13 protein-coding genes and 1 tRNA gene are annotated in these 17,731 nt (G+C 58.7%); 2 read left to right on the top strand and 12 right to left on the bottom strand.

Annotated elements, in window-relative coordinates; translation table 11 throughout:
• Positions 1–171 precede the first annotated feature (171 nt).
• Positions 172–2,256, top strand: a complete 2,085-nt coding sequence (gene fusA / locus E2F43_RS14175) for an elongation factor G (RefSeq protein WP_133213774.1) — start codon at positions 172–174, stop codon at positions 2,254–2,256.
• A gap of 67 nt (positions 2,257–2,323) precedes the next feature.
• On the opposite strand, the gene E2F43_RS14180 is transcribed toward fusA, so the two are convergent.
• Both E2F43_RS14180 and E2F43_RS14185 read right to left on the bottom strand, forming a co-directional pair.
• Positions 2,324–3,076 (bottom strand): hypothetical protein, encoded by a 753-nt coding sequence (locus tag E2F43_RS14180; protein ID WP_133213776.1) that lies wholly within the window; start codon positions 3,074–3,076, stop codon positions 2,324–2,326.
• Positions 3,077–3,136: 60 nt separating this feature from the next.
• A complete protein-coding gene (locus E2F43_RS14185; RefSeq protein WP_133213778.1) occupies positions 3,137–3,898 on the bottom strand; it encodes a hypothetical protein in 762 nt (253 codons plus the stop codon).
• On the opposite strand from E2F43_RS14185, the gene E2F43_RS14190 reads away from it, so the two are divergent.
• Positions 3,897–4,244, top strand: coding sequence for a hypothetical protein (locus E2F43_RS14190; RefSeq protein WP_133213780.1), 348 nt, complete (start codon positions 3,897–3,899; stop codon positions 4,242–4,244). The two genes, E2F43_RS14185 and E2F43_RS14190, sit on opposite strands and share 2 nt — an antisense overlap.
• 60 nt (positions 4,245–4,304) lie before the next feature.
• Here the strand turns inward: E2F43_RS14190 and rpoC are convergent, their stop codons facing one another.
• From rpoC to tuf, 10 genes are all read right to left on the bottom strand, one after another.
• Complete coding sequence (gene rpoC / locus E2F43_RS14195) at positions 4,305–8,522, bottom strand: DNA-directed RNA polymerase subunit beta' (RefSeq protein WP_133213782.1); 4,218 nt, start codon at positions 8,520–8,522, stop codon at positions 4,305–4,307.
• A 29-nt stretch (positions 8,523–8,551) separates the two neighbouring features.
• Positions 8,552–12,625, bottom strand: coding sequence for a DNA-directed RNA polymerase subunit beta (gene rpoB, locus E2F43_RS14200; RefSeq protein WP_133213784.1), 4,074 nt, complete (start codon positions 12,623–12,625; stop codon positions 8,552–8,554).
• Between the two features lie 160 nt (positions 12,626–12,785).
• On the bottom strand, positions 12,786–13,160 hold the full coding sequence (gene rplL, locus E2F43_RS14205) for a 50S ribosomal protein L7/L12 (protein WP_133213786.1): 375 nt from the start codon (positions 13,158–13,160) through the stop codon (positions 12,786–12,788).
• 42 nt (positions 13,161–13,202) lie between these two features.
• Positions 13,203–13,733: a 50S ribosomal protein L10 gene (gene rplJ, locus E2F43_RS14210; protein WP_133213788.1), complete on the bottom strand. Its 531-nt coding sequence runs from the start codon at positions 13,731–13,733 to the stop codon at positions 13,203–13,205.
• 311 nt (positions 13,734–14,044) lie between these two features.
• Positions 14,045–14,740: a 50S ribosomal protein L1 gene (rplA, locus tag E2F43_RS14215; protein WP_133213790.1), complete on the bottom strand. Its 696-nt coding sequence runs from the start codon at positions 14,738–14,740 to the stop codon at positions 14,045–14,047.
• A 1-nt stretch (position 14,741) separates the two neighbouring features.
• The gene (gene rplK / locus E2F43_RS14220; protein WP_133213792.1) at positions 14,742–15,176 is read right to left on the bottom strand and encodes a 50S ribosomal protein L11; all 435 of its coding nucleotides are present in this window, start codon (positions 15,174–15,176) and stop codon (positions 14,742–14,744) included.
• A gap of 133 nt (positions 15,177–15,309) precedes the next feature.
• Positions 15,310–15,843, bottom strand: a complete 534-nt coding sequence (nusG, locus tag E2F43_RS14225) for a transcription termination/antitermination protein NusG (protein ID WP_133213794.1) — start codon at positions 15,841–15,843, stop codon at positions 15,310–15,312.
• Positions 15,844–15,863: 20 nt separating this feature from the next.
• Positions 15,864–16,226 (bottom strand): preprotein translocase subunit SecE, encoded by a 363-nt coding sequence (gene secE, locus E2F43_RS14230; RefSeq protein WP_133213796.1) that lies wholly within the window; start codon positions 16,224–16,226, stop codon positions 15,864–15,866.
• Between the two features lie 95 nt (positions 16,227–16,321).
• Positions 16,322–16,397 (bottom strand) — tRNA-Trp (locus E2F43_RS14235).
• A gap of 109 nt (positions 16,398–16,506) precedes the next feature.
• On the bottom strand, positions 16,507–17,730 hold the full coding sequence (gene tuf, locus E2F43_RS14240) for an elongation factor Tu (RefSeq protein ID WP_133213798.1): 1,224 nt from the start codon (positions 17,728–17,730) through the stop codon (positions 16,507–16,509).
• Between the last annotated feature and the right edge of the window lies 1 nt (position 17,731).

The raw sequence follows: 17,731 nt of genomic DNA on the forward strand, positions 1-17,731 counted from the left end.
ATTCTATAGATGCCCGCTGGGGGAGTCAAGCCGGCACCGATATCAATTTCAGTAGCAGAATGGGACTAAATACCGTTGAAATACCCACCGATAGTGCTCCCAATAGAAGGCTTTTTGCTGTACTCTAGCGCCCAATTTTTTTGGCCAAACATTAATCAATCGAGAGCAACAATGTCTGATTTATCCCTCTATCGAAATATTGGTATTTTCGCCCACGTTGACGCGGGTAAAACCACCACAACCGAGCGTATCCTCAAGCTCACCGGCAAGATCCACAAGACCGGTGAAGTACACGACGGCCAGGCCACCACGGACTTCATGGAGCAGGAGCAGGAGCGCGGTATTACCATTCAGTCAGCTGCCACCACCTGCTTCTGGAAAGACCACCGCCTCAACATCATCGACACCCCTGGACACGTGGACTTCACCGTGGAAGTTTACCGCTCGCTGAAAGTGCTCGACGGCGGCGTGGGCGTATTCTGCGGTTCTGGCGGCGTTGAGCCCCAGTCCGAGACCAACTGGCGCTATGCCAACGAATCTGAAGTCTCCCGCATCATCTTCGTCAACAAGCTCGACCGCGTGGGTGCCGACTTCTACCGCGTGGTAAAGCAGGTGGAAGACGTGCTGGGCGCCAACCCGCTGGTCATGGTGCTGCCCATCGGCCGCGAGGACGAGTTCACCGGCGTGGTAGACCTGCTGACCCGCAAGGCGCATATCTGGCCTGATCCCAACGACCCGGATAACTACCAGATTGAGGACGCGCCCGAAGATATGGCCGACCTCATTGAAGAGTGGCGCGAGAAGCTGATTGAAACCGCCGTCGAGCAGGACGACGACCTGATGGAAGCCTATCTGGACGGTAACGAGCCGGCCATTGACGACATCAAGCGCTGCATCCGTGAAGGCACCCGCAAGCTGGACTTCTTCCCCACCTACTGTGGCTCCGCGTTCAAGGACAAGGGCGTACAACTGGTGCTGGACGCCGTGGTCGACTACCTGCCCAGCCCCACCGAGGTTGACCCCCAGCCGCTGACCGACGAAGAAGGCGAGCCCACTGGTGAAGTTGCCACTGTATCGGCAGACGAGCCCCTGCGCGCCCTGGCCTTCAAGATCATGGACGACCGTTTTGGCGCCCTGACCTTCGTGCGTCTCTACTCCGGCAGGCTGAACAAGGGTGACACCATCCTCAACTCCTTCACCGGCAAAACCGAGCGTATCGGCCGCATGGTGGAAATGCACGCCAACGACCGCAACGAGCTCGACAAGGCCCAGGCCGGCGACATCATCGCCATCGTCGGTATGAAAAATGTGCAGACCGGCCACACCCTGTGCGACCCCAAGCACCCCTGCACCCTGGAAGCCATGGTCTTCCCCGACCCGGTTATCTCCATTGCCGTTGCCCCCAAGGACAAGGGCGGCGCCGAGAAAATGGGCATCGCCATCGGCAAGATGGTGGCCGAGGATCCCTCCTTCCGCGTCGAGACCGACGAGGACTCCGGCGAGACCATCCTCAAGGGCATGGGCGAACTGCACCTGGATGTGAAGGTGGACATTCTCAAGCGTACCTACGGTGTTGAGCTGGACGTGGGCAAGCCGCAGGTCGCCTACCGCGAAACCATCACCCAGGAAGTGGACGACTCCTACACCCACAAGAAGCAGTCCGGTGGTTCCGGCCAGTTTGGTAAGATCGACTACCGGATCAAGCCCGGCGAGCCCGGCTCCGGCTTCCAGTTCACTTCCACTGTCGTGGGCGGCAACGTGCCCAAGGAGTTCTTCCCGGCTATCGAGAAGGGCTTTGCGGGAATGATGGCCGAAGGTCCCGTGGCCGGCTTCCCGGTGCTGGATGTCGAGGTCGAGCTGTACGACGGTGGCTTCCACGCCGTTGACTCCTCAGCCATCGCCTTCGAGCTGGCCGCGAAAGGCGCCTTCCGCCAGTCCATGCCCAAGGCCGGCGCACAGCTGATCGAACCCATCATGAAAGTAGACGTGTTTACCCCAGACGACCACGTGGGTGACGTGATCGGTGACCTCAACCGCCGCCGCGGCATGATCAAGGACCAGGACGCCGGCGCCACCGGCGTGCGCATCAAGGCGGACGTACCCCTGTCAGAAATGTTCGGCTATATCGGCCACCTGCGCACCATGACCTCTGGTCGCGGCCAGTTCTCCATGGAGTTCTCTCACTACCTGCCCTGCCCGCAGGCGGTGGCGGAAGAAGTGATCGCTGAAGTGAAAGCGCGCAAGGCCAACGGCTGAGCGCGGCTAACCACAAAAAAGCCGGCCATAAGGCCGGCTTTTTTGTGTCCGTTAATCCGTGAGCAGATCAGCGAGTGGTACCCGCCCGGACCAACCGCGCGTCCCAGACGCTGGTTCCACCACAGGAAACGACGGGACCGAGAATCTCAGCAGCCTTCTTCCAACCACCACCATTGGTGTACATCTCGGTGGTCAGACCAAGATCCGAATAGTTCTTGAAGGCAATCACCTGCCAGTAGTCGAAGTCGACGTTGCTACCAAGCCCCGGATAGAAAAGCCAGGACGCCCCCTTGCTGCCCATGCCTTGCATGGCTTCGGACATGGCTTTGTGGGCGCCAAAGGAATCATCAAAGCTTTTGCCTTCCTTGTGGGTGCAGGAGGAAAAAATGACGACGCCATTATCCGGCGGCCCATCCGGAGCATTGATCACCGCGGAGCTGGCCATTCCATGGCCGATACTGCAGTCGACCACCTCGTTGAAGGCATCCATCAGCTCCGGCGACTGCATGAAGGCATCCATACCCTTGCCGAAATCCGCGCCACTGGGCCAGGATCCCAGCCAGCCCAGGTCAAACTCCACGCCACTGTGCAGGTTGGGGAACATCAACCAGGCGGAGTAGCCGGAATCGTTCTTGTCCGCCCATTTATTGAACCTGGCGTTAACCTTGTCCAGGTCTTCCAGGTCCTTACCGTCCCTGAAGTTACAGGAAAACCACTCCACCGGAACCACCGCGCCGTCGTCCTGGGCGGTCGCTGCCTGCCCCAAAAGCAGGCTGCAAGCCCCCAGTACTGGTACCACTATCTTCCATAGAAATTTCATATCCGTTTCCTCTTATCGTTACGGGTACAGCAGGCCCGCCACCATGGCGGGCAATTCGGGTCAACGCTCGTCGAAGGCGCGTACATTGAGCGCATCGAAGAGGATGGGTGTGGTGCAATCTGAGACGGTTTCCAGGGTTTCCTGCGCCACCTGGTAGCCGCCCCCGTTGGAGTACAACTCCAGGGCCGCACCAAAATCAGAATAGCGGTAGAACGCAACCGCATGGTAATAGTCGAAGTCGGCGCTTACCGTGCCCATCGTCGGGTAGAACAGCCAGGAGGAGGCCATGGACCCCAGACCGCGCATGTGATTGCCAAACGCGATATGGGCCTGGTAGGCGTCGTCATTGGTTTTACCGTCAAGGAGGGCGCAGCGAGAGATCATCAAAACCCCTTCCTCGGGCGTAGACTCAGCCGCGGTAACCGGCACCCACAACGCCAGTTCATGGCGGCTGCCGCAGTCCATCACCTCATTGAATTCCCCGGCCAGTTCCTTGCCGGTCGTCATCCACTTTTCCATGCTGATACCGAAGGCCTCATTGCTGGGCCATGCGCCCAACCAGCCTATATCGTAGGGAACCGCACTCTGGAACTGGGGAATCAGCGTCCAGGCGGCGTAATTGAAGTCGTGTTCACTGGCATAATCGCGGAATTTCTCCGAAATCCGATCCAGATCCTTCATGCCCTTTCCCTCGCGGAAAGAGCAGGCCCTGAAATCCACCGGAGCGGCTTTAACCGGCCCTCCCTGGGCACTGACAGCTTGTCCGTAGCTGAGCATGGCGGCAAATGCAAACGCCACCGAGGCGGCTGGTACCTTGTTCATGGCAAATCTCTCCCTCCAGGAATATTTCCCCGAGTGGACGTCTCTGCCCCGACACGCTTTTAACCCTAGCCCAGTTTCCCGTTTTTTCAAGCTGCGGGTAACCACAGCTGTCAGCGATGTCGGCCTGAGCAACCACTGGTCAAAGCGGTTTGAGCACCGCAGCAAAACCGTGGTAGCCATTTCCGATGAGGAAATGCTGGCCTGGATTAACGATGACAACTATACCGACCTGGCACCACGACTGGCGGCGCTCGGCTTTGAGGGCTGGATTCCCGACCCGGCCAACCTGCAAGGCCACATGGCCTTCGCTGCGGGGCCTTGTTTATTGCAGCTGTGGATTCATTAAACAAAAAAAGGGCGATGGGTTTTACCCATCGCCCCTGGTATCGGGAGGTCAGCGAATTGCCTAGCTGTCCGCCTGCAATGCCTCGGTCAGTGCCGCTTCGATTTCCTGGGCAGAAACTGCCATCTCGGAATCGGCATCGCGGCTGCGCTTGCGCTCCTCGTGGTAGGCAAGGCCGGTACCGGCGGGGATCAGGCGGCCGACAACCACGTTCTCCTTGAGACCGCGCAGGTAATCGCGCTTGCCGGTTACCGCAGCTTCGGTCAGTACGCGGGTGGTCTCCTGGAAGGAGGCCGCGGAGATGAAGCTCTCGGTAGCCAGCGAGGCCTTGGTGATACCCAGTAGTTCACGCTCACCGGTGGCGGGAATCAACCCCTCCGCCTGCAGGCGCTCGTTCTCTTCCAGCAGGGTGGTGTACTCCACCTGCTCGCCCTTGATCAGGCTGGAATCGCCACTGGAAGAAATGATCACCTTGCGCAACATCTGGCGAACAATCACCTCGATGTGCTTGTCGTTGATCTTCACACCCTGCAGGCGGTAAACCTCCTGGATCTCGTTGACGATGTACTTGGCCAGTTCCTCGATGCCCTTCAGGCGCAGGATATCGTGGGGATTGGGTGGTCCTTCAGAGACCACTTCACCTTTCTCCACAGATTCACCCTCGAACACGCTCATGTTGCGCCACTTGGGAATCAGAGCCTCGTAGTGATCCGAGCCATCCGGCAGCGGCTTGCCGTCGGTTGGGGTAATCACCAGGCGACGCTTGCCCTTGGTTTCCTTGCCGAAGGAAACGGTACCGGAGATTTCCGCCAGGATGGCGGGTTCTTTCGGCTTACGCGCTTCGAACAGGTCGGCAACACGGGGCAGACCACCGGTAATGTCGCGGGTCTTGGAACCTTCCTGCGGAATCCGGGCAATGACGTCACCGGCACCGATCTGGGCACCGTTTTCCATGCTCACCATGGCGTGCGGCGGCAGGAAGTAGTGGGCGGGCACGTTGGTACCTGCCAGGCACAGTTCCTCGCCCTTGTCGTCCACCAGGCTTACCGCAGGACGAATGTCCTTGCCGGCCGCGGGGCGTTCCGCTGCATCCATGACCGAGATCGAGGACAGGCCAGTCAGTTCATCGGTCTGGCGCTTGATGGTAATACCCTCTTCCATACCGCTGAACTTCACGGTACCGGCCACCTCGGTGATGATGGGGTGGGTGTGGGGATCCCAGTTGGCAACAATGGCGCCAGCGGTGATTTTCTCGTTGTCCTTGACTTTCAATACGGCACCGTAGGGCAGCTTGTAGCGCTCGCGCTCGCGCCCGCGGGTATCCAGTACCGACAGTTCACCGGAGCGACTTACCGCCACCAGGTTGCCGTCGGTGTTTTCGACGGTCTTCAGGTTGTGGATACGAACCGTACCGTCGTTCAGCACCTGGATGTTGTCCTGGGCTGTCGCCCGGGAGGCCGCACCACCAATGTGGAAGGTACGCATGGTCAGCTGGGTACCCGGCTCACCGATAGACTGTGCTGCCACAACACCGATAGCCTCACCCATGTTGACGCGGTGGCCTCGAGCCAGGTCGCGACCATAACAGGCGCTACAGATACCGTGACGCGTCTCACAGGTGATCGGGGAGCGCACCTCGATCTCGTCGATACCCATCTCCTCCAGGCGCTTGATCCACAGCTCGTCCAGCATGGTGCCGGCGGTAATGGCGATCTCGTCCTCGGATCCGGGCTTCATGACATCGCGGGCAACGATTCGGCCCAGCACCCGGTCACCCAGTGATTCGATGATGTCGCCACCGTCGATGACCGGGGTCATCAGGACACCGGCGTCGGCGCCACAGTCTTCCTCGGTCACCACCAGATCCTGAGCCACATCAACCAGGCGACGGGTCAGGTAACCGGAGTTCGCGGTCTTGAGGGCGGTATCCGCCAGACCCTTACGAGCACCGTGGGTGGAGATAAAGTACTGCAGTACGTTCAGGCCCTCACGGAAGTTGGCCACGATGGGCGTTTCGATGATGGAGCCGTCGGGCTTGGCCATCAGGCCACGCATACCGGCCAGCTGGCGAATCTGCGCGGGGGAACCCCGGGCACCGGAGTCGGCGTATATGTACACCGAGTTGAAGGATGCCTGCTCCTCTTCCTCGCCATCCCGGTTGATCACGGTTTCCTTGGACAGGCCTTCCATCATCGACTTGGAGACCAGGTCGTTGGCGCGTGACCAGATGTCGATCACCTTGTTGTATTTCTCACCCTGGGTGACCAGACCGGCGGCGTACTGCTCCTCGATCTCCAGGACCTCGGCTTCGGCACTTTCGATCAGGCCGGCTTTCTCGGCGGGAATTTCGAAGTCATTCACACCGATGGAAGAGCCGGAACGGGTGGAGTACTCGTAACCGGTATACATCAGGCGGTCGGCGAAGATAACCGTGGCCTTGAGTCCAACCGCGCGATAGCACTGGTTGATGATCTGGGAAATGGCTTTCTTGGCCATGTCCCTGTTGACCATGTCAAAGGCCAGTCCTTCGGGGACAATTTCCCACAGCAGGGCGCGGCCGACAGTCGTATCGGCGATAAAGGTCCGCTCCACGGGCTCGCCCTCGTCCTGGACCACCACCTCGGTGACACGCACCTTGACCCGCGCCTGCAGGTGCACGTGGCCGGCAACATAGGCGCGGTGCACTTCGGAGACGTTGGCGAACAGGGTGCCCTCGCCCTTGGCGTTGATGCGCTCTCGGGTCATGTAGTACAGACCCAGTACAACGTCCTGGGACGGTACGATAATGGGCTCACCGTTGGCGGGCGACAGGATGTTGTTGGTCGACATCATCAGTGCGCGCGCTTCCAGCTGCGCTTCCAGGGTCAGCGGCACGTGCACCGCCATCTGGTCGCCGTCGAAGTCCGCGTTATAGGCCGCACACACCAGCGGGTGCAGCTGGATCGCCTTACCTTCAATCAGTACCGGCTCAAACGCCTGGATACCGAGTCGGTGCAGCGTGGGGGCGCGGTTCAACAGGACCGGGTGCTCACGGATGACCTCGGCGAGAATATCCCACACTTCCGGCGGCTCGCGCTCGACCATCTTCTTGGCGGCCTTGATGGTGGTCGCCAGGCCGCGAGCTTCCAGCTTGCCGAAGATAAACGGCTTGAACAGCTCCAGGGCCATCTTCTTGGGCAGGCCACACTGGTGCAAACGCAGGGTGGGACCTACCACGATCACCGAACGACCGGAGTAGTCCACACGCTTACCCAGCAGGTTCTGGCGGAAACGTCCCTGCTTGCCCTTGATCATGTCGGCCAGCGACTTCAGCGGGCGCTTGTTGGAGCCGGTAATGGCACGACCGCGCCGACCGTTATCCAGCAGTGCATCCACAGACTCCTGCAGCATGCGCTTCTCGTTGCGCACGATGATGTCCGGCGCGTTCAGGTCCAGCAGCCGCTTGAGGCGGTTGTTACGGTTGATCACCCGACGATACAGGTCGTTCAGGTCAGAGGTCGCAAAACGGCCACCGTCCAGCGGTACCAGCGGACGCAGGTCCGGCGGCAGCACGGGCAGCGCGTTGAGCACCATCCACTCCGGCTTGTTGCCGGAATTGGCGAAGGCTTCCATCAGCTTGAGGCGCTTGGACAGCTTCTTGATCTTGGTCTCGGAGTTGGTCGCGGGAATCTCTTCACGCAACTGGGCAACTTCCTGCTCCAGGTCCAACTGCATCATCAGGTCCTGGACAGCCTCGGCGCCCATCTTGGCGGTAAATTCATCGCCAAACTCTTCCATCGCCTCGTAATACTGTTCATCGGACAGCAGCTGGCCCTGTTCCAGGGTAGTCATACCCGGGTCGGTGACCACGTAGCTTTCGAAGTACAGAACGCGCTCGATGTCGCGCAGGGTCATGTCCAGCAGCAGGCCGATACGGGAAGGCAGCGACTTGAGGAACCAGATGTGGGCCACCGGGCTCGCCAGTTCGATGTGGCCCATGCGCTCACGACGCACCTTGGCCAGCGCAACTTCTACACCGCACTTTTCACAGATCACACCGCGGTGCTTGAGGCGCTTGTACTTGCCGCACAGACACTCATAGTCCTTTACCGGGCCAAAGATCTTGGCGCAGAACAGGCCATCCCGCTCCGGCTTGAAGGTACGGTAGTTGATGGTCTCGGGCTTTTTCACTTCGCCGAAAGACCAGGAACGGATCATCTCCGGGGACGCCAGACCAATGCGAATGGCGTCAAATTCCTCTGTCTGTCCCTGGGATTTCAGCAGGTTAAGTAAGTCTTTCAAGGTATTTCCTCCGCAAATTCGCTGGTTAATTACTCGCTCTCAAGCTCGATATCGATACCGAGGGAACGGATTTCCTTAACCAGCACATTGAAGGATTCGGGCATGCCCGGCTCCATGCGATGATCACCATCAACGATGTTCTTGTACATCTTGGTCCGGCCGGCCACGTCGTCGGATTTCACCGTCAGCATTTCCTGCAGGGTGTATGCCGCACCGTAAGCCTCCAGAGCCCACACTTCCATCTCACCGAAGCGCTGGCCACCGAACTGCGCCTTACCACCCAGCGGCTGCTGGGTAACCAGGCTGTAGGAACCGGTGGAACGGGCGTGCATCTTGTCGTCCACCAGGTGGTTCAGCTTCAGCATGTACATGTAACCCACAGTTACCTGGCGATCAAAGGCTTCGCCGGTACGACCGTCGTACAGGGTGAACTGACCGGACTCCGGCAGGTCTGCCAGCTTCAGCAGGTCCTTGATCGAGTCTTCAGCGGCGCCGTCGAAGACGGGGGTCGCCATGGGGACGCCATCACCGAGGTTGGCGGCCAGTTCCATGACTTCCTCGTCGGACAGGGAATTGATGTCCTCTTCCCGACCGGCGCCATTGTTGTAGATCTTTTCGAGGAACTTGCGTACCTCGGCGACCTTCTTCTGCTCCTCGAGCATGGCGTTGATCTTGTTGCCAAGCCCCTTCGCTGCCATACCCAGGTGGGTTTCCAGAATCTGGCCCACGTTCATCCGCGAGGGTACACCCAGCGGGTTGAGCACGATGTCTACCGGCTCGCCGTGTTCATCGTGGGGCATGTCCTCAATCGGCATGATCACCGAGATAACACCCTTGTTGCCGTGACGGCCTGCCATTTTGTCGCCGGGCTGGATGCGACGCTTGATCGCCAGGTAAACCTTGACGATTTTGAGCACGCCGGGAGCCAGGTCGTCGCCGGACTGCAGTTTGCCCTTCTTGATTTCGAAGCGCTCCTCCAGCAGCCTGGTCTGCTCTTCCAGCTGGCGCTGGGCAGAGGCCAGGGCTTCATTGAGCTCGGCGTCGGACAGTTTCAGCTTGAACCACTGTTCGCGATCCAGTTCAGCCAGCACTTTCTCGGTCAGCTTGGTGCCCTTGGTCAGGCCGCCGCCGGACACGGTGGCTTTGTTCTTGATCAGGTTAGCCAGGCGCGCAAAGGTGGCCTCTTCGAAGATACGGTACTCTTCCTTGAGGTCCTTGCGGTACTCGTCCAGCTGGTGCTTTTCGATCTGCTGGGCGCGCTGGTCTTTCTCCAGGCCATCCCGGGTGAAGACCTGCACGTCGATAACCGTGCCCTTGGTGCTGGAGGGAACCCGCAGGGAGGTGTCCTTCACATCGGACGCCTTCTCGCCAAAGATGGCGCGCAGCAGCTTCTCTTCCGGGGTCAGCTGGGTCTCACCCTTGGGGGTTACTTTACCCACCAGGATATCGCCGGCATCAACCTCGGCTCCGATATAAACGATACCGGATTCATCCAGCTTGCTCAGTGCGCTCTCACCGACGTTGGGAATATCCGCGGAAATTTCCTCGGGCCCCAGCTTGGTATCGCGGGCAATACAGGTCAGCTCCTGGATGTGGATAGTGGTGAAGCGATCTTCTTTCACCACGCGCTCTGACACCAGGATGGAGTCCTCGAAGTTGTAGCCGTTCCAGGGCATGAACGCGATGCGCATGTTCTGGCCCAGGGCCAGTTCACCCATGTCGATGGAAGGTCCGTCAGCGAGAATATCGCCGCGGGCTACCGCATCGCCCTGTTTGACGATAGGACGCTGGTTGATACAGGTGTTCTGGTTGGAACGGGTGTACTTGGTCAGGTTGTAGATATCGACCGGAGCCTCGTCCACACCCACGTCATTGTCGTTGACCCGCACCACGATGCGACTGGCGTCAACGGAATCGATCACGCCGGGACGGTTGGCAACCACACACACACCTGAATCGGCGGCCACGTAGCGCTCCATGCCGGTACCGACCAGGGGCTTGTCGCTGGACAGGGTCGGTACCGCCTGGCGCTGCATGTTGGAGCCCATCAGGGCGCGGTTGGCGTCATCGTGCTCGAGGAACGGGATCAGCGCCGCGGCCACAGAAACCACCTGCTTGGGCGATACATCCATGTAGTTGACGTCTTCCGGCGCCTTCACGGTAAATTCGTTCAGGTAGCGGACGTTAATCAGTTCATCGGTAAAGCGATTGTCCTCGTCCAGCGGCGCAGAGGCCTGGGCGATGACATTTTCAGCTTCATTAATTGCCGACAGGAACTCAATATGGTCGGTCACCTGGCCATCCACAACCTTGCGGTAGGGACTCTCCAGGAACCCATACTCGTTGGTGCGGGCGTAGGTTGCCAGGGAGTTGATCAGGCCAATGTTCGGACCTTCCGGTGTCTCGATCGGACAGACCCGGCCGTAGTGGGTCGGGTGTACGTCGCGAACCTCGAAGCCGGCACGCTCGCGGGTCAGGCCACCCGGGCCGAGAGCGGAAACGCGGCGTTTGTGGGTCACCTCTGACAGCGGGTTGTTCTGGTCCATAAACTGGGACAGCTGGCTGGAGCCGAAGAATTCCTTCACGGCAGCCGAAACCGGCTTGGCGTTGATCAGGTCCTGGGGCATCAATCCCTCGGACTCGGCCATGGACAGGCGTTCCTTCACGGCGCGCTCTACCCGCACCAGGCCCACCCGGAACTGGTTTTCGGCCATCTCGCCCACGGAACGAACACGGCGGTTACCCAGATGATCGATGTCGTCGACGATACCCTTACCGTTACGGATGTTGACCAGGGTCTTGAGCACGTCAACGATGTCCTGCTTGTCCAGGATGCCTTCGCCGATCACTTCCTCACGACCCAGGCGACGGTTGAATTTCATCCGGCCGACGGCAGACAGGTCGTAGCGGTCGGCGGAGAAAAACAGGTTCTGGAACAGGTTCTCAGCAGACTCCTTGGTCGGCGGCTCGCCCGGGCGCATCATCCGATAGATCTCTACCAGCGCTTCCAGCTCGTTGCGGGTGGTGTCCTGGCGCAGGGTATCGGAGATGAACGGGCCACAGTCCAGCTCGTTGGTGTACAGCGTCTGGATCTCTTTAACCCCCGCCTCTTCCAGCTTGGCCAGCACTTCTTCCGACAGTTCCGTGTTGCACTCGACGATGATCTCGCCGGTCTTTTTATCGACCACGTTCTTGGCCAGGGCACGGCCGTACAGGTAGCTGGAGGGAATTTCCAGCTCGGTAATCTTGGCATCTTCCAGCTGGCGAATGTGGCGGGCGGTAATACGCCGGCCCTCTTCAACCACAACCTTCTTGCCGGCCTTGATATCGAAGGAGGCCACATCACCGCGCAGACGCTCGGGGATCAGGGTCATGGTGAAGTTGCCGTCGCCAGCATTATGGAATGTGTTGGTCTCGAAGAACATGTCGAGGATTTCTTCAGACTCGTAACCCAGGGCGCGCAACAGCACGGTCGCGGGCAGTTTGCGGCGACGGTCGATACGGACAAACACCTGGTCCTTGGGATCGAACTCGAAGTCCAGCCAGGAGCCACGGTAGGGAATCACCCGGGCTGAATACAGCAGCTTGCCCGATGAGTGGGTCTTGCCCTTGTCGTGGTCAAAGAATACGCCGGGGGAGCGATGCAGCTGGGAAACGATCACACGCTCGGTACCGTTGATGACGAAGGTACCGTTGTCGGTCATCAGGGGGATTTCCCCCATATAGACTTCCTGCTCCTTGATATCCTTGATGGTCTTGTTGGAGGAATCCTTGTCGTAAATGATCAGGCGTACTTTCACCCGCAGCGGGCAGGAGTAGGTGACACCCCGCAGCTGGCATTCGTTAACGTCGAACACCGGTGTGCCCAGTGCGTAGTCCACGTACTCCAGGGCAGCGTTACCGGAGTAGCTGACAATAGGGAATACAGACTTGAATGCGGCGTGCAAGCCATAGGCGCCGCGCTGATCGAGGGGAACCCCCTGCTGGGTGAATTTCCGGTATGAATCCAATTGGATCGCAAGCAGGTAAGGAACGTCCATTACCTTCGGCAACGTGCCGAAATCCTTGCGAATGCGTTTTTTCTCAGTGTACGAGTATGCCATCAGTACTCCCCAGCGTATTTAAATCCAGCCCTGTAACCAGGACTCATCAGACCACAATCTGCGGCCTCAAAAACTTGCTTGTATGAAGCGGGAAAAGGCCGGTGGGCATTTGCACCACCAGCCTTGTCCGCGCCCGGCTGGCGCCGGGCAGACACTGAACTTACTTGAGTTCAGCGGCGCCGCCGGCTTCTTCCAGCTGCTTCTTGATGTCTTCGGCTTCTTCCTTGGAAGCACCTTCCTTGATGGGGGAAGGAGCGCCGTCAACCAGGCCCTTGGCTTCTTTCAGGCCCAGGCCGGTGACTGCACGTACTACCTTGATGACGTTAACTTTCTTGTCACCGGCAGAGGTCAGTACAACATCAAACTCGGTCTGCTCTTCAGCAGCAGCGCCAGCGTCACCGCCAGCAGCCGCAGGTGCAGCTGCAACAGCAGCAGCAGCGGTTACACCGAACTTCTCTTCCATTGCTTCGATGAGCTCAACAACTTCCATTACGCTCATTTCTGCGATTGCATTCAAAATGTCTTCTTTAGACATGACATATATCTCCGTTAGCTGTAAAAACGTTGAAACTTTGGCTTACGCCGCCGCTTCCTTCTGATCGCGAACTGCTGCGAGTGTGCGAACCAGTTTTCCAGGTACTTCGTTCATTGTCTGAACCAGCTTGGTTGCCGGCGCTTTCATAACACTCATCAACATAGAGAGTGCCTGATCACGCGTAGGCAGCTTAGCCAGAACATCCAATTGTTCTGCACCCAGCATCTGGCCGCTTACCGCCAATGCCTTGACTTCAAAGTTTTGATTCTCTTTCGAGAAGTCTTTGAAGAGTCGAGCCGCTGCGCCCGGATCTTCCATGGAAAATCCGAACAGGGAGGGACCGGTCAGTGTGTCGTTAACACACTCGTACTCGGTTCCTTCCAGGGCACGCTTGGCCAGGGTGTTCCGTACTACACGGAGAGTCACCTGGTTTTCACGCGCATCCTTACGCAGAGCTGTCATTCCATCCACGGTCACGCCACGTGCGTCGGCGATGACCAGGGACAGAGCACTGGTGGCAGTCTCGTTAACTTCAGCTACGATCGCTTTTTTGTCTTCGAGTCCAATTGCCACTGGAATTACTCCTGGATTGCTAAGTTAAGCAGCCACATATCTATGTAACTGCCGCTTCTGCGTGGTGAACACGTTCACCATCTGCGTAGGTTTCGGCGTGAGCCTCAATTAAACCGCGATCGAAATACCACATCGATGTTGGCACCTACGGTCTTTGATGGCCTTCAGTTTTCAGCTAATCGGGCGTTCGCCCATGCCTTGTCCAAAGACCTCAAAGTGGACCGGGTCAGGCCTGTAAGCCATCACCGATCTACCGCTTTCCATCCATGGAAAGCAATGAGAGCCCGCCCCTTTTGGGAGCGGGCCAACAATTACGCTTCCAACGACCCCTGGTCGATGGTGACACCCGGCCCCATGGTGGTGCTCAGGCTGATTTTCTTCATATAAACGCCCTTGGCGGCAGCGGGCTTGGCCTTTTTCAGGTCAGTCAGTACTGCTTCCAGGTTGCCGCGAATGGCGTCCAGGTCGAAATCGATTTTGCCAATGCCGCCGTGAACGATACCGTTCTTGTCGGTGCGGTAGCGCACCTGCCCGGCCTTGGCGTTGTTGACCGCGGTTTCCACATCGGGAGTTACCGTGCCTGTCTTGGGGTTGGGCATCAGGCCGCGGGGACCCAGTACCTGGCCCAGCTGACCCACAACGCGCATGGCATCGGGAGAAGCGATGACAACATCAAAGTCCATCATGCCGCCCTTGATCTGCTCCGCCAGGTCTTCCATGCCTACCAGGTCTGCGCCGGCAGCCTTGGCCTTTTCCGCGGCTTCGCCCTGGGTGAACACGGCTACACGCACATCGGAACCGGTACCGTGAGGCAGGGTGGTTGCACCGCGAACAGCCTGATCGGATTTACGTGCGTCGATACCGAGATTGACCGCTACTTCAACCGTCTCGTTGAACTTGGCAGTAGCCAGTTCTTTCAGCAGGCTTACCGCCTCTTCCAGCGGGTAGGCCTTCTCTGGATTAACCTTTTCCTTGAACGCCTTCTGGCGCTTGCTCAGCTTGGCCATCTTAGTTCACCCCCTCAGTTTCAATACCGGCAGAGCGGGCGGAGCCTGCGATTGTGCGCACGGCTGCGTCCATGTCGGCAGCAGTCAGGTCAGGCCACTTCTGGGTAGCCACTTCTTCCAGCTGGGCACGGGTTACCTTGCCAACCTTGTTGGTGTTGGGGTTACCGGAACCCTTCTTGATCTTGGCTACCTTGCGCAGCAGCACAGACGCCGGCGGCGTCTTCTTGATAAAGGTGAAGGAGCGGTCGTTGTAAACGGTGATAACAACCGGAATCGGCAGACCGGGCTCGGTACCCTGGGTCTCGGCGTTAAACGCCTTACAGAATTCCATGATGTTCACACCGTGCTGACCGAGTGCCGGGCCCACGGGGGGGCTCGGGTTCGCCTGGCCGGCAGGCACCTGCAGCTTGATATAAGCTTCGACTTTCTTAGCCATTACTTTTCTCCCGGGTTCAAACGCTGGTTCGACTTGCGCCTACTAAAGCTCCCCATTCATGAGTTTACATTTGGGGTTACATTTGGGGTCAGAGTAAAAACCCTGACCCCGCACCGCGCAGCGATGCCGTTGCTCAGGCCTTCTCGACCTGACCAAATTCCAGTTCCACCGGAGTGGAACGACCGAAAATCAGCACGGCCACATTGAGGCGGCTCTTTTCGTAGTTGACCTCTTCGACAACACCATTGAAGTCGTTGAAGGGGCCGTCGATAACCCGGACCATTTCGCCAGGCTCGAACATTGTCTTCGGGCGGGGCGCCTCAACACCCTGTTCCACCCGCTGCAGGATGGCATTCGCCTCCGCCTCGGTAATCGGAGCCGGCGCATCAGCCTTGCCGCCGATAAAGCCCATCACCCGCGGCGTTTCCTTTACCAGGTGCCAGGAGTCGTCATCGAGTTCCATCTGCACCAGCACATAGCCGGGGAAGAACTTGCGCTCACTGCGGCGCTTCTGGCCGCCACGCATTTCCACCACTTCCTCGGTGGGCACCAGTACTTCGCCGAAGCGATCCTGCATACCGTGCAGCTCAATGCGCTCTTTCAGGGCAGCCGCAACTTTTTTCTCATACCCTGAATAGGCGTGAACCACATACCAACGCATTGCCATCGGCTATCCCTTAACTCTGTTTATCCAATTGCCAGCGACACCAGCCACCCCAGGAACGAGTCAAGTCCCCAGAGCATCAAGGCCACCAACAACACGAAAACCACAACAATCATCGTGGTTTGCACTGTTTCCTGACGAGTGGGCCAGACCACTTTGCGAATCTCGGTTCGCGAACCTTTTACCAGCGTCCAGAAAGCAGCGCCCTTGGCGGTTTGCAGGGCAACGAGCCCGGCCACAGCCGCCAACACCAGAATACCCAGCACGCGGTAAAGCAGTGACTGGTCTGCGTAGTAGCTGTTGCCAACGACCGCCGCGCCTACCAGTACGAATACGACGAGCCACTTCAGCCCGTCAAACCGGCTCGCGGTTGTTTCCACACTCATTCAAACGTTCCTTTACCGTAGCGCCCCACCCGGCGGGACAACTACCCTGTTTTGTGAAGACGGCACACTCCCGGTGCGCCGCTCCTGCCATAAAATGGCAGGCCAGGAGGGAATCGAACCCCCAACCTGCGGTTTTGGAGACCGCTGCTCTGCCAATTGAGCTACTGGCCTAAATCTTTTACCTAGACGACGAAGCCGAACTGCACTTCACAGCTCGGCTTGGTCGAGATTTGGGGTCAGGGCCGCTTTGCGGGCCTGACCCCCGGTCGCGCAGCGACCCTTACTCGAGGATCTTGGCTACAACACCAGCACCCACGGTACGGCCACCTTCGCGAATCGCGAAACGCAGGCCTTCTTCCATGGCGATCGGGGCAATCAGCGTGGCAACCATCTGTACGTTGTCGCCAGGCATAACCATCTCAACACCCTCAGGCAGCTCACAGGCACCGGTCACGTCAGTGGTCCGGAAGTAGAACTGCGGACGGTAGCCCTTGAAGAACGGCGTGTGACGACCACCCTCTTCCTTCGACAGAATGTAAACCTCTGCCTCGAACTTGGTGTGCGGGTTTACCGTACCCGGCTTCGCCAGTACCTGACCACGCTCAACATCGTCACGCTTGGTACCACGCAGCAGTACGCCCACGTTCTCGCCCGCACGACCTTCGTCCAGCAGCTTGCGGAACATCTCCACACCAGTACAGGTGGTAGTCTGGGTGTCACGGATACCCACAATCTCGATCTCTTCACCCACCTTGATGATGCCACGCTCTACACGACCGGTGACCACAGTACCGCGACCGGAGATGGAGAATACGTCTTCAACCGGCATCAGGAAGGTCTGGTCAATCGCACGCTCGGGCTCAGGGATGTACGAGTCCAGGGTCTCAACCAGGGCCTTGACCGCAGTCGTACCCAGCTCGTTGTCGTCTTCACCGTTCAGCGCCATCAGCGCGGAACCGCAGATGATCGGCGTGTCGTCGCCGGGGAACTCGTACTGGTCCAGCAGCTCACGCAGCTCCATTTCGACCAGCTCTTTCATCTCTTCGTATTCTTCTGAATCGGCGCCGCCGCAATCTTCTGCCAGCAGGTCTGCCTTGTTCAGGAATACCACAATGTAGGGCACACCTACCTGGCGAGACAGCAGAATGTGCTCGCGAGTTTGGGGCATGGGGCCGTCGGTGGCGCCACAAACCAGGATCGCGCCGTCCATCTGCGCCGCACCGGTGATCATGTTCTTCACGTAGTCCGCGTGTCCGGGGCAGTCAACGTGCGCGTAGTGACGGTTCGGAGAATCGTACTCAACGTGGGAGGTCGCGATGGTGATACCGCGCTCACGCTCTTCCGGTGCGTTGTCGATGCCGTCGAAGGCTACCGCTTCACCGCCCCATACTTCAGCACACACCCGCGTCAGGGCCGCTGTCAGGGTAGTTTTACCGTGGTCAACGTGACCAATGGTACCCACGTTGACGTGGGGCTTAGTACGTTCGAATGTTTCTTTTGCCATT

The sequence above is a fragment of the Seongchinamella unica genome (genome assembly GCF_004354085.1).
Lineage (GTDB): Bacteria > Pseudomonadota > Gammaproteobacteria > Pseudomonadales > Halieaceae > Halioglobus > Halioglobus unicus.